Origin of the sequence: Pseudomonas sp. NMI760_13 (assembly GCF_021283245.1) — a bacterium.
Classification (GTDB): domain Bacteria; phylum Pseudomonadota; class Gammaproteobacteria; order Pseudomonadales; family Pseudomonadaceae; genus Aquipseudomonas; species Aquipseudomonas peradeniyensis.
Genome location: NZ_JAJSRC010000036.1, coordinates 1 through 14,718, shown reverse-complemented (window position 1 = coordinate 14,718; position 14,718 = coordinate 1). Strand labels below are relative to the sequence as shown.

Genomic DNA, 14,718 nt, shown 5'->3' with positions numbered 1-14,718 from the left:
GTGCCGCGAAAGGGCCGCAAAGCGGCCCCAACAACGTCGAACCAATCAGCGTTCCAAAAGCACCTGCCTCAATGCCGCGGCTCCAGATCCCCCGAATACAACTCATCCTCGGACTCTTCCGCCCCCGCAATCTTGTGCTCCTCGGCCGCCCAGGCCCCCAGGTCGATCAGCTTGCAGCGGTCCGAGCAGAACGGCCGGAACGGGCTCTTCTCCCCCCATTCCACAGGCGCCCCACAGGTCGGGCATTCAACGGTCATCGGCTGGCTCATGGCTGGCCTCCTCGCAAAGTCAGGTAAAAGTGGTGCAGGCGGTCGATTTCGTCGTGCAGCGATTGCAGGTCACGATCATTGACCACCACGTCATCGGCATGGCGCAGGCGCTCTTCCCGGGCCAATTGGGCCTTGAGAATCGCCTGCACCTGCTCAGGATTGGTGTTGTCCCGCTGCAGGGTGCGCTGCACCTGCAACTCGGTCGGCGCATCGATCACCAATATGCGCTGGGTCTTGCTGAACTGCCCCGACTCGATCAACAGCGGCGACACATACACCGCATAGGGCGTCTCGGCCTTGGCCAGGTAGCTGAAGATCTCCTGGCCGATCAGCGGGTGCAGCAGCTGCTCCAGCCATTGCCGTTGTGCAGGGTCGGCGAAGATCTGCTGGCGCAGGGCGCCACGGTCGAGCTGGCCGTCCTCAAGCAACACGCCGGGGCCGAAGCGCTCGACGATGCGGGCCAGGGCAGGGCGCCCCGGCTCGACAACCCAGCGCGCGGCCTGGTCGGCATCGACCAGGTGCACGCCCAGCTCGACGAAACGCTCGGCGGCGGCGCTCTTGCCGCTGCCGATGCCGCCGGTCAGGCCGAGAATCCAGGGGGTGAAAGGCGCTGTGCTCATCAGGTTCCAAGCAGTTGCAGGTAAGAAGCGACTATTTCATCACCCCAGAGCACGGCGATCCACCCCGCAATGGCCAGATATGGCCCGAAAGGCAGCGCAGCGCCCATTTGCGTGCGCTTCAGACGCACCAGCGTCAGCCCGATCAGCGCCCCTACCAGCGAGGCCAGCATCAAAGTCTGCGGCAAAATCTGCCAACCACCCCAGGCCCCGAGCATGGCCAGCAGCTTGAAGTCGCCAAAGCCCATGCCCTCCTTGCCGGTCACCAGCTTGAACACCCAGTACACCGTCCACAGGCTCAGGTAACCCGCCACCGCGCCCCACACCGCGTCGGCCAGCGGCACCAGCAGCCCGAAGGCATTGACCACCAACCCCAGCCACAACAGCGGCAGCACCAGCACATCCGGCAGCAACTGGTGCTCGGCATCGATCAGGCTCAAGCCGATCAGGCCCCAGGTCAGCAGCATCACCGCCAGCGCCTCCACCCCCGGCCCGAAATGCCAGGCCACCAGCAGCGACAGCAGGGCGGTGGCCAGCTCCACCAGTGGATAACGCGCACTGATTCGCGCTTTGCACCCCGAGCAACGTCCGCGCAAGGCCAGGTAACTCAGTACCGGAATGTTTTCCCACGCCCGGATCGGGCGCTGGCAGTGGGGGCAACGCGACGCCGGCAGGCACAGGTCGAAGCGCTCGTGCTCGGCCTGCGGCAGCCCCAGCACCTCCTGCGCCTCCCGCTGCCACTGGCGCTCGAGCATCACCGGCAGCCGATATGCCAGCACATTGAGAAAACTGCCCACCAGCAACCCCAGCACCGCGGCCAGGGCATAAAAGAACGGCGGATGATCGACGATTACGGCCCAGGCATTCATGTTCAGATCAGGCTACCCAACTGGAAGATTGGCAAGTACATCGCCACGACAAGGCCCCCCACCAGCAGCCCGAGGATCAGTACGATGGCCGGCTCCAGCAGCGTGGTCAACTGCTCCAGCGCCTGGCTCACCTGCTCTTCGTAATGTAGCGCGGCCTTGTCCAGCATGGTGTCGAGGGTGCCGCTGGCCTCGCCGACCGCCACCAGCTGGCGCAGCAGTGGCGGGAACAGCCCGTCCGCCTCCATCGCCTGTTGCAGGCTGGCCCCATTGGCCACGCCCTGGCGCAACGCCAGGATCGCCTGCTCATGCAGGCAGTTGCCACTGACCGGCGCCACCGTTGCCAGCGCATCCAGCAACGCCACGCCCGCTGTATAAGAAGTCGCCAGGCTGCGCGCAAACCGCGCCAACGCCGCCTGCCCAAGCAAGGTGCCGACCACCGGCACCCGCAGCCCCCAGCGCACCATCCACAGCCGCGCCGGCAAATGCCGCCGATAAACCTCCCGCCCACCAACCCCCAATACAGTTATCAACAGCACCAGCCACCCCACGTGATTGCCCAGCCCTGTGGATAAATCGATCACCCATTGCGTAAACGCCGGCAATGCCTTGTCGAAACTGGCGAACAGCCCCTGAAAGCGCGGCACCACCTCCAGCAACAACAACGCCGCCACCCCCAGCCCGGTCAGCAGCAACAGCGCCGGATACAGCATCGCCTTGCGCACCTTCTGCCGCAGCGCCTGGCGCTTTTCCAACATCCCCGCCATCTGCTCCAGCTGCCGGTCCAGCGTGCCCGACTGCTCGCCCACCCGTACCAGGTTGCAGTACAGCGCATCGAACCACGCCGGATGCCGCTGCAACGCCTCCGCCAGCCCAAGCCCCGCCGCCACATCCTGTTTCAACCGCGGCAGCAACGCCGCCATGCCGCTGTCCACCGTGCTGCGCGCCATCACCTCGAACGCCTGCAACAATGGCACCCCCGCCGTCAGCAAGGTCGCCAGTTGCCGGCTGAACCCCGCCGCATCCGCCTTGCCCGCCCGCTGCGGCCAACGCCACTGAATCCCACCCGCCAACCTCACCCGCGTAGCCCGGATGCCCTGACGTTGCAGCCAGGCCTGCACGAACGCCGGGCTGCGCCCCGGTTGCTGGCCGTGTTGACGAGCGCCGGAGGCATCGATGCCCTCCCAGGCGTAGAGGCGGGTAGACGGTGGCATGCGAAGGTCCTTTGCAGTGCGGCGACAAGCCCCGTAACAGCTTGCCGGGCCCGAGGGCGGGCGCGTTTCCATGACGCTCACTAGAGTAGTTCAGCGAAGATGAAGCCCTGCCGTGCAGGGGTGACAAAAGGTGTCGGTTCAGGCCTACTGCGCGCCTGCCGGCCGGGGCGCAACCCAAGATGAAATGCGCCGACCGCGCCTCCATGTATTACGAAGGAAGACCGTTCATGAAAGGGCAACGAGGTATCACCCTGATCGAACTGATGATCGTTGTCGCGATCATCGGCATCCTGGCGACCATCGCCATCCCCATGTACACCAACCACCAGGCCCGGGCCAAAGCCGCGGCGGCGCTGCTGGAAATCTCCGCGCTGAAAACGCCGATGGACATCCGCCTGAACGAAGGCAAGGACGTGCCCGACGTCGCCAGCCTCGGCGGCCAGCCCGCCACCGCCCATTGCGCGATCACCGCCAGCGGCACGGCGGCCGACGGCACCGCCAGCATCGCCTGCACCCTGGCCGATGCACCGGCCAATGTGCTGGGCAAGACCGTGACCCTGGCCCGCACCCAGGCGGGGTGGAGCTGCGTGACCACGGTGGAGGAAGACCTCGCGCCGAATGGCTGCAAGGCGCCGTGAAAGTGAGGTGAAACAGGGGTTTGCGTAACGGACACGGCAATGGTACGTTGCGCAACACGCCGGTGTAGCTCAGTCGGTAGAGCAGCGCACTCGTAACGCGAAGGTCGCAGGTTCGATTCCTGTCTCCGGCACCAGTTCAGGTTCCAGCGAAGGCTACCAAAATCTCTGGAACCCCCGTAAAACCCGCCTTCTGGCGGGTTTTTTCGTTATGGCGTTCCGTCGGAATCCGACAGCTGCCAGCCGATTTAGGGGTAACGTTTGAGATAAAGTCGATTCGATAAAGGGGTTTACCCTTATGGCTCGTACTACTGCTCCCCTGACCGACACCGCATGCCGCTCGGCCAAACCTACTGACCGCCCCTACAAGCTTTTCGACGGTGACGGTCTTTACCTCCTTGTTTACCCCAATGGCCGCAAAGGCTGGCGCTTACGGTATGTGAAACCGGATGGGCGAGAGGGGCTGACCTCGTTTGGCAACTATCCCGTCATCGGGCTTGCAGATGCTCGGCAGAAGCGTCTGGAGGCTAAGCGGATACTGGCTGAAGGTATTGATCCGATTGCGTCCAAGCAGCAGGCCAAGGCCGAGGCGGTTGTCAGAGGCCACACATTCGAACGCGTTGCCTTGGACTGGCATAAGGAAATGTCCGTGAAGTGGGCGCCTGGCCATTCGAGGACCGTGTTGAGTCGCTTGAAGACACACGTATTCCCGCTGCTAGGCGCACGTGCCATCGTTGATCTGGATACCTTCGACCTCATGCAGCCGCTTGAGGCGGTCAAGAAGCGTGGCACGATCGATGTGGCTTTAAGGGTACAAAACTACCTTCAAAGCATCATGCGTGAGGCGAAGCGACTGAGGTTGATCACGGTGAACCCTGCATATGACCTTGAGGGCTTCATCAGCGCGCCACGGGTTACGCATCGACCTGCACTCCCGCTGTCACGTTTGCCAGAGTTAATGGACCGCATCGAGAACTACAAGGGGCGCACGCTCACTCGACTGACAGTCATGCTGTCCCTGCATGTGTTTGTCCGGTCCAGCGAATTGCGCTTCGCACGTTGGAGTGAGTTCGACCTGAAGCGCGGTATATGGGAAATACCTGATACGCGGCCCGCGTTGGACGGCGTCCCGTATTCCACAAGGGGGACGAAGATGGCGGGTGACATCCACCTGGTCCCGCTTTCACCGCAAGCGGTGGCGTTGCTCGAACAGATTCATGCGATCACGGGGTACTTCGATCTGGTGTTCACTAGTGACGCTCGCTCGTGGAAGCCTATGTCCGAAAATACGGTCAACAGCGCTTTGCGGAACATGGGCTACGACACCAAGACCGAAATCTGCGGGCATGGCTTCCGGTCCATGGCGTGCAGTGCCTTGGTCGAATCCGGGCTGTGGTCAGAGACGGCTATCGAACGGCAGATGAGCCACAGGGAACGCAACAATGTTCGGGCGGCGTATATCCACAAGGCCGAGTTCCTGGAGGAACGGCGAATGATCATGAGTTGGTGGAGCCGTTACCTTGAAGCGAACCGGCAGGAGCATATCTCGCCGCATGAGTTCGCGAATCAGACCGGGGCAAACGTTTCTAGCCTAAGAGCAAGGCGTGGCGCAGTCGAGTGAGTGCCCGGCTTCGAATTTTCGGTGATCCGCTTTCCACGCGGGTCCATCCAAACAGGGCTGCAAAGCCGCCCTGTTTGGATGGACCTCACCTAAAAAATCAAAAGCACCCAATCGGCCACTGGAAACCACGGGATTCCGTACACGCCCAATGCCATTTTCAACTGCAAAATCCAGTGGGCGAGTCGCTTGACCCTCTCGGATTGCGGGCGTAGAAAAGACAGTGCAAAGGCTGTCGTTGACAGCACCCCAGGTGACCCGAGCCTTAAAGGTCACGCCGCTCTGGCGGTGGTTCTCCCCAAGGGCGATTCGCATCCGGCAGCTCGCCCGGTCACTACCCATGTGATGGATGCTCTTATACATATGGCGCTCGTGCGCCAGATACTCTGTACCTCGCTGCCCTGCAGCAACCTATCCGCTTGGCCAAATTTTTGCGCCAACCTGTGCCCGTCTCTTTCTTCTGGAAAGAGACGGGCACTTCCAACACTGCTGCAGCCCTGATCGCACAAGGCTTTGCGGCAATCCCCATCGTGACAATCGGCGTGACAAACGCCGATGTCACCAGCAACAGCGCTGTAGATGATGGTGCCGCAGACCAGGGAATGGACTGCACCTGACTGACAGTCAGGCATGCCCCGGTCATCGCATTGCTGCTTGCACCTGGCTCAGGATCTTCAGGCGCTGGTTTAGTCAGCCAGCACTGCCTCCACCCGCCCACCGGTAACGGTGTTCAGGAGGCCAGATCATGAGATGCCCTTGCTCCCGGACGTAAGGAGCCGCCAGTCCCGCGTAGAGGACATTCCCCACAGGTCGCAGGGGCCTTGATCCCTGATAACACTCAGCATTCTTGGCGGGATGACGTGGGGGGAGGATCGGAGAGCGAACGATGAGGTGACCGACATGGGATTGGTGGGTAGGCGCAACGGTCGCAATTTTGGCTACGGTAGGCAATTGAGCTATGCAGGACCGCAGGCACTGAAAGACATGTTCGGCAGTGGCCATTACGGAACGGTCAAAGCGCACTGTGACCGGTGGTTGGCATTCGTAAAGTGGTGCCGCTCCGAACAGGGGCCCGGTATCAATGATGCGCGGCAGATTGATCGAAAGGTATTGGCCGACTACGCGGCGTATCTGCGCGACATTGTTAAGCGCGGTGATCTCGCCGTCAGCACCGCGCAAAACCGGTTATCCAGCGTTAACAGGACCATGGCGGCGCTTCGCGGTGATCAGTACGTAAAGGTGCCAAGCCCGAGCAAGGCGTTGGGTATGCAGCGCACCGGGGGTCGACAGTCGGTGCCTCAGGGCCAAAACCGCGACCAGGTTAAGCAGATTGTCAATGCGCTTTGCCGCGATCATCAGCAACGGGCCGCCGCAATTGTCCTATTGGCGCGAGCCACCGGCATGCGCTTACGTGAGGCCATCCTAGCCGACTTGCCACGGCTCAGCCGTGAGGCTCACGACCTAGGCAGGATCAACATCCAGGATGGCACCAAAGGCGGCCGAGCTGGCGCCTCAGCGCCACGATGGATTGCGGTGGACCACCATGTTCAAAACGCACTTGGGTTTGCACGGCAGGTGTCGCCTGCGAGTAGCCGCAACCTGATTGCGCCAGACGAAAGCTATCGGAATGTTCTGCAGGAAATCATCCGTCCAGCGCGAGACGTGCTGCATGCACACAAGCTCAAAGGCTTTCATGAGCTACGAGCGGCGTACGCGTGTGAGCGCCATGAGCAAATTACTCAACACCACGCACCCATCAACGGCGGCCAGTGTTGCCAGATAGATAGGAACCTTGATCGTGAGGCCCGAAGGCAGATCAGCTATGAGCTGGGGCATGCTCGGATCGATGTGGTCGCTGCCTACATTGGAGGATGCACATGAGTAAACCATTCGATATGGAATTGTTCTTGGCCGGCGTGCTGACTGGGTCGCACGCAACGCGACAGCGCCATTTACGGCAAGCAAAGCTCATCCAAGCCGAGATATCTCAGCGCTGGCAGCTGGAAACACCCTGGGCTTGGCAGAGAAAGCATCTACTTTGGTTTCTTGAGCATCGCCTGGCTAGGCGATGCGTGGCGACTCGGTATTACTATCTGCTGACCATGCAACTACTAGTTCGTCGTCTAGAAAAAACATGGGTCTTCAAGTGCCAAGCGAAGGCCTGATTGATAGTACTGACCAACAGCTTTCAACACGTAGCCGTGGTGGAGCAGGGCTACTACCGGCCGATTGCAGTCGTTTGAGCCGCCGTGGTCAACGTCTGCTATGTAGCTGGGGCAGCCTTCATTCTACCAACCTCGACGCCCGAAAGCGGTTCCGCAGCCCTTGAAGGTCGGAGCTGGCCGTAGTCAGGTCCGCCAAGGACATCTCGGTCCTGTAAACTCCGTTGAAAGGCGGATGCAGGGAGTGCAGAAAATATGGCGAAGCAAGGTTCTGTAGGTCCCTCTAGAAGTGGCGACCAGTTCCATTATCAATGGGCCGCCCGGCAATGCCTCGGGTTGCTTGCCGTGGCGGGTGACCTGGTGGCGGTGGCGATCGAAGGGGCGTCACTGGACGAGGGGGTTGCCTCCACAATTGTCGGCGACGAGGTCATCGACGTCGGCCTTTATTACGGTAGCGAAGATGTCATAGCGGCAAAGTCCATCCGCTATGTGCAGCTCAAACACTCGTCCAGGCAAGCGCACGTTCCTTGGACGGTAAGCGGCCTCAAAGGAACCATCGAGGGCTTTGCAGGACGTTTCAAGGAGTTGGAGGCGTCGCTTGGCTTGGACGCTTTGGCGAAGAAGGTTCGGTTCATTTTTCTGACAAACAGACCCATGGACGGAACTGTTCTTGAGGCTCTGGCCGATATCGCAGCGGGGTCGAAAGCGCCGCGGCACCTTGAAATAGACGAGTTGCTGAAACGTTACGCGGTGTCGGCTGGCAGCAACGTACAGAGCTTCTTCTCCGCGTTCTCGGTTGAAGCTGGTGAACCGGATCTATGGGAACAGCGCAACCTCCTGAGTCGAGACCTGAGCTCGTACCTGTCCGGACCGGACACCGAGGCCGCGCTCCAACTGAAGGAACTGGTCACCCGCCGGGCAACCGATGAGGGCGCGAAGGATCGTTCTGTCCGGCTCTACGACGTACTCCGCGCACTGCAGGTGACCGAAATCGATCTTCTGCCGGCGCCCTTGTTGATCTCGGAACCGAAGCAGGTGCTTCCTCGAGCGCAACACGCAGAAATCTTGGCCAAGATTCTCACTGCACAACGCCCCGTAGTCATCCATGCAGACGGCGGTGTTGGCAAGTCGACTCTTTCTGCTCACCTGGCTCGTGCCATGCCTGCTGGGTCAGTGGCGGTTCTGTACGACTGCTTCGGCGATGGCACTTATCGCCAAGCCTTGAAGTATCGCCATCGATACCGCGATGCTCTCGTCCAGATCGCGAACGAGTTATCAGGACTGCAGCTTTGCTTGCCATTGATTCCGTCCGGCGGCACCGACTCCAAGCAGTTCATGCGGGCCTTCGTATCTCGGCTCAAGCAAGCCATTGATCTTCTTAAAGCCCGCAAGCCTCAGGCGAGCCTTTGCATCATCGTCGACGCGGCCGATAACGCATGCATGGCTGCACAAGAGATCGGTGAGCGTGCCTTTGTCCAGGACTTGATCAATACGGACATGCCCGACGGGGTGCGGTTGGTATTCACATGCCGATCACACCGGCAGAGCCACCTGGGTGCTCCGCTTAACACCATCATTATTAAACTGGAGTCGTTCACCAAGGCTGAGACTGCCACACACCTGCGACTGACCTATCCCGAGGCGACGGACGCGGAGGCTGCAGAGTTCGCCTTTCTCAGTAGCGATAACCCGCGCGTTCAAGCACTGGCGATGGAGGGAAAGCCATCCATCGGCGACATGCTGAGGACCCTAGGACCAACACCCACAACTGTCCAGCACGCGATCGGAGGCCTGCTTACCAAAGCTATCGACAGGCTGAAAGCCGAATGGGGGCCGACAGAAGCGAATCAGATAGACCTCATCTGCAAGGGTCTAGCGGTGCTCCGGCCCTTGGTACCCATTTCTATCTTGGCGCAGATTGCTGGCGTCCCAGAGAGCGCCGTTCGTACGTTTGCCACTGAATTTGGGCGACCGCTGTTCGTCAAGGACTCAGGTCTGCACTTCATGGACGAGCCTGCAGAGACCTGGTTCAACGAGACGTTCAAGCCCGATGCGGCTTCGCTTGATGCGTTTCTTACGAAGCTCAAGCCACTTGCGGTAACCAGTTCATACGTGGCAGCCGCGCTGCCGCAGTTGCTATTGTCTGCCGGTCGTATGGACGAGCTGATTGCTCTGGCGCTTTCGAACGAGAGCTTGCCAGAGCTCAACCCGCTGGAACGACGAGACGTCGAGCTGCAACGACTGATGTTCGCGCTCAGAGCATGCTTGCAGCAGGGGCGGCATGTTGCCGCCGCTAAGCTGGCGCTGAAAGTCGGTGGTGAGGTAGCTGGCGAGGCTCGCCAGAACACGCTCATCCAGCAGAACACTGATATTGCCAGCATTCTGCTTGCGCCAGATCGCATCGAAGAAATGGTTTCCAGACGCACGTTCGGCGGTGGATTCCTTGGCTCGCATCACGCGTATGAGGCGGTGCTGCTTGCCGGAAACGAAGACCTCATCCCTGAGGCGATAAGTAGGTTGCGCATGGCATGGGAGTCTTTGATCGCTTGGAGCAAGCTGCCACCCAAACGCCGCAAAGAGGACAAGATCGACGACGCCGACATCGCCGAGCTTGCTATCGGAGTCCTGAGATTGCGGGGCCCTGCGGAGTCCGCGCAATTTCTGAAAGCATGGAATCTCAAATCCACCGTACTGAGAGCCACGAAGTGCGTGGCCGCTCGACTTGCGGACGTTGGCGACTTTAAGCGAATGGATGAACTTGCCGAGCACGCTGAGGGAGATGCCTGGATGCTGCTGGGCCTAGCAACTGAAGCTGTCCGGGTTGCACATCTGTTGCCAGCGGAGCCGCTGCGCCATCTGATGGGCATCTTGGTCGACCCTAAGGTCAAATTACCCGAGGAGCATTTCTCATGGCGGTCTGGGAACAGCGTACTGGACGGAGTTCGGTCTGCAATCACGCTGGCGCTCCGGTGCCTCCCGCGCGACGATGCGACTTGGGCGGAGACGTTGCGCCGGTATTTGCCAGAAGATCCGCCTCACCAACTCCATGACTTCGATGACGAGCGAGCAGACTTCATTCGGGCCTACGCTTTGGAAGCCGCGCTACGCGGAAAACGGATTGAGTTGATTGATCTGGCGCCCAAGGATATCCGCATTGAACTTGAGACGAAGGGATCTCCCGTAAAGAGCCGACAAGCGTCACAGTTGCAGCAAGTGACAGGGGGCATTCTACCTTGGTTCGTCTTGGCCGCTGAGATCGCCTGCGGCCGCAAGTCTCCCAACCTTGATCACGAAGTCGAGCTTGCGCTGGGACATACGAAATCTGCTTCGTCACGTGACTATCAGCGGAACTTCAATTTGGAGAAGGCTGTTGCCATCGAATGGGTACAGATCCTTCGCGATGCGGGCTCCGTTGAGCCCGCTCAGGTCGACGCGCTACTGAAGTGGGTCGACACTAATGGCCGCGTCTACTCGAGCACTCTCACGAGGATGTGCCACATCGCTGCGCGAACAGCAGGGATGGGCGATCTGTCACTGCAGCTCAGCTCTAAGGCGTTCGATCAGATCATCGCGTCGCGCAGCGATGCGGAGGCACAGGTTGACGATCTTCAGGAGCTGGCGCGCGCCATCTTTTGCGTGAGCAAGTCGGAAGCGGCTGCTTATTTCGACAAGGCGATCGACATCGCCAGTAAGATCGGAGAGGAACACCTCTCTCGATGGACAACGTTCTTGGATCTCTTGGACGCCGCGCATCGCCCGGACCAGGCCAGACCTAAGACCGCCTATCGGCTGTCACGTATTGCCGAGCTCAGCTACGAGCACATGGCCCGAGACAAATACATGGACTGGGACCGGTTGGTCGAGGGCTTGGTCGGCCTTTGTCCTTCATCCAGTCTCGCAATTCTTAGCCGTTGGCGCGATCGAGAGTTCGGCGTTGCTGGCGAGCTATTTCCCGTCGCAATCTACAGTCTGATCGAACGAGGGCTTCTTCCAAAAAAGGCAGCGGTGGCCTTGAGTGGTACCGAGGCGGGATGGAAGCGCGATAGCGACATCAAAGCGGCCATTGAGGCGGAATCCGACAACAGTCGGAAAAGATCAATCCTGCAGATCGCCTTCCGATTCCTCCGCATCCAGACCCACGAAACGCCCACCTGGCGCAAACTCAAGGTTCTGGCCGACTCCGTGGCGATGTCGCTTCCAGATTTGGAGAGGCTACTGCAGGCATCTGTGCCCAAAGAGGCTGGTGAGTCGGTGACTGCTGCTTTCACGTCCCGGTCGGGTCCTCGTAAAGAGGTGAAAGAGCCAGACTGGGATGCCATCTTCAACGGCGTCGATCTCTGTGACCCAGCAGCGGTTGTTGCAGCACGGCGATCGCTCAAGACGAATAATGGTCGTTCGTACGCTAGCGAGTTCTATGAGCAAGGCTGTCGGCGCGCGAAACTGTCGGAGTTCGACGGATACCTCCGAGCTCTCCAGTTGGTCGACGAGTTCAGTGTGTTCAGCTTCATGGACGTCATTAGGCACCTCCCCGATGCGAGCAAGAGGCTCCTGTCCGTCCGCAACGAACTAAGAAAGGCAGCCCTTTTGCTGGCTGCAAGCGAACCCAACCGCGTGGGGCGTCGCGGTTGGGGCTATAAGGGCCCATTTGATGGTCTCTACGCAGAAGGCATCATCGCGGAGAAGGACGTAGCGTCAGCTCGGATCAAGGGATACCTGTCGCAGCTCGACGCCCTTGATGCGAACGACTTGTTCCATCTGGTGGAGCCGCTCTCGCGACACCTGACCAGCGACGAGGCCGATGAGGTGTTGAACTTCGGCTTAGACCTGCTTGAAGATATTCTTGAGGGCAATGATGGCGATGGCCCGTGGAACGACTCGCTCGCACCGTCATCCTCTTGCGAGGAGGCCTTGGCCGGCTACTTATGGGCGGGTCTGGCGCGCCCCTCCACTGCGGAACGCTGGGAACACGCCCACTGCGTCCGCAACTGTCTTGAGCTCGACTGGCGATCCTTGTTGTCCGCGCTGGCCACTCGCGCATCGGGAGCTGACCCGCAGCCATTTGCCGACCGCGGCCTGGTTTTTTATGAGTGGCATGCCCGCCAATGGCTCTGTATTGCCTTGGCACGGGGCGCCATGGATGTACCTCGTGCCGTTACTCCTTTTCTCGCGTTCCTTGATTCTTGCGCACGGGAGCAGCACGTCGTTATCCGGCACTTCGCTTCGGATGCATTGAGACGCCTGCATGAAGTCCACATGTTGTCATCGGATTTGCTCGACATTGCGAACGCCGCAAACCGCGCTGCGCTGCCCAAGGACGTCTACGACCATAGCGAGTACGGGATCGTCGATGACAATGCGTCGGATGACGAAGCCGTGGACGACGACGAGAGGTACTTTTTTGGCATCGACATCGGCCCCTATTGGTTCGCGCCGTTGGGCCGCGTATTCGGTTTGAATCAGCAGTCGATCGAACAACAAGCACGGGCAGTCTTGCGTGGTCGCATGTCGCTAGGGCCTCGCCGTCGCGTCGATGATCAACGTTATGAGCGTGGGCTCTTCCGAGGGAGAGAGACAAGCCACTCGCATGGAAGTATGCCCAGAGTAGAGGATTGCGTCGTCTATCAGTCCTACCACGCTATGATGTTCGTCGCTGGCCAGCTCTTGGAGACAAAGCCGGTACGCCGTCGCGCTGATGAGGAAAAAGATCCGTTCGACGATTGGTTGAGAGGACAGTTGCTCACTCGCGGTGATGATCGGTGGCTTGCAGACCGGCGCGATCCCGAGATAGTGAACGTCGCCTCGTCGGGTGGCGATCGGTCTGATAGCTCATGGTGTTGGCAAGTTGATAGACAGTACCTGGATGACCAACTGACAACAGACGACGGCATGACGGTCCTCTGGGGCCATTGGACGACCACCGATGCGGCCAATGGTGAAACGGTGTCGGTAAGGTCTGTACTCGTTCCTTCTTGCCATGCGGATGCCCTTCTAGCCGCAATGCAGACGAGCCCTAGCCCAGGAGAGATTTACCTTCCAGACGCGGATCACAACGATAACCGGGAGGATGTTGATGATCCAGAGCTGAGGCTACTCGGCTGGGTGAAGTCGGGAAGCGACTCGATGAGCCTTGATGAATATGACCCATGGGCTGGCAGGGTGGACAACCCGGGCCCGCAGCCTTGTCAAGAAATCCTCAAAGCCCTGAATCCGATGATGGATCCAGAGGCGCGATCGTGGACGCTACCAGACGGTGGCAGGGCGAGAAGCGAATCGTGGTCGCGCAGCACGGGCTACGGCGAGGAGCGCGATGTCCTGAACGGCACTCGGCTCAGCGCCGACGACAAGTTCATTCGCGCACTGTTGAATGGACACCCGAACACATCTCTGGTCGTCTGCGTCAAGGTCCGCCGCAAACCACCTAAAGACAAGACTGACAACGATGACTACTCCTTCTATAACTACCCCTACAACCGCTACTATTTGATCGGACATGATGGAATCACTAGATCGCTCTAAGGCTGTAATCGAGCTCGGCAAGCGGATCGTTGCCGGCTTGATGCTCGGCGATGATGTCACTGCCCAATGGATGGCGCACCTAGTAGCCGAGAAAATTTCCGCTGCTGAGGAAGCGTCCGAAACTGTACGAGATTCAGCGGTTGCGGAGTGCCTGGATGTCATCCTGAAACTCTGGGCACACCGTTACACATTGCCTCCGTACATGCGACCGCTGAGGGAGCTAGACCCGCTGCTACGCACCCTCAATTCTTTAGGGGTGAATGAAGCAGATGAACTCAGGTTTTTCGCGCGCCCGCCCACCAGCGAAGAGCTTGAAGGTGCTTCAGAGGACGAGAAGGAGCTCTTCGACTTTGCGATTGGAATTGACCGGGCAGCTAGGGAACTGATCCGTTATGCACTCAGCGTTGCCGCCGAACGGTCCGTCAATGTAGTCAACCCATGGTTAGAAGAGGTCGTCACGGGTGGCTTGGAAGCAACCGTGGAATTGCGGGTCTCAAGATTCGTCGCAGGAGGTCTGCTGAAGAGCCAAGAGCAGGCCCAACGACAAGCCATGCTCGATCGAATTGGTCGACTGGAGAGTTTTGCGGAAGCAGCCTTGGTCCTCGCCGGCGATATGAGAAGCACGCTCCCTCAAGATACCGAGGAATTGGGTGGGTGAGAAACGAGGTCTCGCACTTCAGCGAAACAGCTTACGCTGGCGGACATAACAGGAACTCCTAGGCAACTCGATGCTACCAATCCTTCCTAGGCTCTGTGTGAAAAGCCTTGATACTCGGTGATGCTGCGTTGAAAACAGCCTCGGAATGCTCATTTACAACCCG

The 14,718-nt window shown here is 59.7% G+C and carries 11 protein-coding genes and 1 tRNA gene; 8 read left to right on the top strand and 4 right to left on the bottom strand.

Annotated elements, in window-relative coordinates; translation table 11 throughout:
- Positions 1 to 68 precede the first annotated feature (68 nt).
- From yacG to LU671_RS25945, 4 genes are read right to left on the bottom strand one after another with little or no spacing between them, the layout of a single operon-like run.
- Positions 69 to 269: a DNA gyrase inhibitor YacG gene (yacG, locus tag LU671_RS25960; protein WP_232857355.1), complete on the bottom strand. Its 201-nt coding sequence runs from the start codon at positions 267 to 269 to the stop codon at positions 69 to 71.
- Positions 266 to 889 carry a dephospho-CoA kinase gene (gene coaE, locus LU671_RS25955; RefSeq protein WP_110739747.1) on the bottom strand — a complete coding sequence of 208 codons (624 nt, stop codon included), beginning with the start codon at positions 887 to 889 and terminating at the stop codon, positions 266 to 268. The genes yacG and coaE overlap by 4 nt, the downstream gene beginning before the upstream one ends.
- Complete coding sequence (locus tag LU671_RS25950; protein ID WP_232857354.1) at positions 889 to 1,755, bottom strand: prepilin peptidase; 867 nt, start codon at positions 1,753 to 1,755, stop codon at positions 889 to 891. Before LU671_RS25950 ends, coaE begins: the two co-directional genes overlap by 1 nt.
- Positions 1,756 to 1,757: 2 nt before the next feature.
- The gene (locus LU671_RS25945; protein ID WP_232857353.1) at positions 1,758 to 2,966 is read right to left on the bottom strand and encodes a type II secretion system F family protein; all 1,209 of its coding nucleotides are present in this window, start codon (positions 2,964 to 2,966) and stop codon (positions 1,758 to 1,760) included.
- A 227-nt stretch (positions 2,967 to 3,193) separates the two neighbouring features.
- On the opposite strand from LU671_RS25945, the gene LU671_RS25940 reads away from it, so the two are divergent.
- The 8 genes from LU671_RS25940 to avs3b all read left to right on the top strand — a co-directional run bounded on the left by LU671_RS25940 (position 3,194) and on the right by avs3b (position 14,555).
- On the top strand, positions 3,194 to 3,604 hold the full coding sequence (locus LU671_RS25940; RefSeq protein WP_062575174.1) for a pilin: 411 nt from the start codon (positions 3,194 to 3,196) through the stop codon (positions 3,602 to 3,604).
- Positions 3,605 to 3,662: 58 nt separating this feature from the next.
- Positions 3,663 to 3,738, top strand: a tRNA-Thr gene (locus LU671_RS25935).
- 161 nt (positions 3,739 to 3,899) lie between these two features.
- Positions 3,900 to 5,222, top strand: a complete 1,323-nt coding sequence (locus LU671_RS25930) for a tyrosine-type recombinase/integrase (protein ID WP_232857352.1) — start codon at positions 3,900 to 3,902, stop codon at positions 5,220 to 5,222.
- Between the two features lie 416 nt (positions 5,223 to 5,638).
- The gene (locus LU671_RS25925; protein ID WP_232857351.1) at positions 5,639 to 5,836 is read left to right on the top strand and encodes a hypothetical protein; all 198 of its coding nucleotides are present in this window, start codon (positions 5,639 to 5,641) and stop codon (positions 5,834 to 5,836) included.
- A gap of 283 nt (positions 5,837 to 6,119) precedes the next feature.
- Complete coding sequence (locus LU671_RS25920) at positions 6,120 to 7,100, top strand: integrase domain-containing protein (RefSeq protein WP_232857384.1); 981 nt, start codon at positions 6,120 to 6,122, stop codon at positions 7,098 to 7,100.
- Positions 7,097 to 7,384: a hypothetical protein gene (locus tag LU671_RS25915; RefSeq protein ID WP_232857349.1), complete on the top strand. Its 288-nt coding sequence runs from the start codon at positions 7,097 to 7,099 to the stop codon at positions 7,382 to 7,384. The genes LU671_RS25920 and LU671_RS25915 overlap by 4 nt, the downstream gene beginning before the upstream one ends.
- Positions 7,385 to 7,636: 252 nt before the next feature.
- Positions 7,637 to 13,897: an AVAST type 3 anti-phage nuclease/ATPase Avs3a gene (avs3a, locus tag LU671_RS25910; protein WP_232857348.1), complete on the top strand. Its 6,261-nt coding sequence runs from the start codon at positions 7,637 to 7,639 to the stop codon at positions 13,895 to 13,897.
- Positions 13,872 to 14,555, top strand: a complete 684-nt coding sequence (gene avs3b / locus LU671_RS25905; RefSeq protein WP_232857347.1) for an AVAST type 3 anti-phage proein Avs3b — start codon at positions 13,872 to 13,874, stop codon at positions 14,553 to 14,555. Before avs3a ends, avs3b begins: the two co-directional genes overlap by 26 nt.
- Positions 14,556 to 14,718: the final 163 nt, after the last annotated feature.

Bases quoted from the DNA above. Each gene is read 5' to 3' on its own strand.
- LU671_RS25945 (WP_232857353.1), bottom strand. From the start codon at position 2,966: ATGCCACCGTCTACCCGCCTCTACGCCTGGGAGGGCATCGATGCCTCC.
- LU671_RS25915 (WP_232857349.1), top strand. From the start codon at position 7,097: ATGAGTAAACCATTCGATATGGAATTGTTCTTGGCCGGCGTGCTGACT.
- yacG (WP_232857355.1), bottom strand. From the start codon at position 269: ATGAGCCAGCCGATGACCGTTGAATGCCCGACCTGTGGGGCGCCTGTG.
- coaE (WP_110739747.1), bottom strand. From the start codon at position 889: ATGAGCACAGCGCCTTTCACCCCCTGGATTCTCGGCCTGACCGGCGGC.
- avs3b (WP_232857347.1), top strand. From the start codon at position 13,872: ATGATGGAATCACTAGATCGCTCTAAGGCTGTAATCGAGCTCGGCAAG.
- LU671_RS25930 (WP_232857352.1), top strand. From the start codon at position 3,900: ATGGCTCGTACTACTGCTCCCCTGACCGACACCGCATGCCGCTCGGCC.
- LU671_RS25920 (WP_232857384.1), top strand. From the start codon at position 6,120: ATGGGATTGGTGGGTAGGCGCAACGGTCGCAATTTTGGCTACGGTAGG.
- avs3a (WP_232857348.1), top strand. From the start codon at position 7,637: ATGGCGAAGCAAGGTTCTGTAGGTCCCTCTAGAAGTGGCGACCAGTTC.
- LU671_RS25950 (WP_232857354.1), bottom strand. From the start codon at position 1,755: ATGAATGCCTGGGCCGTAATCGTCGATCATCCGCCGTTCTTTTATGCC.
- LU671_RS25940 (WP_062575174.1), top strand. From the start codon at position 3,194: ATGAAAGGGCAACGAGGTATCACCCTGATCGAACTGATGATCGTTGTC.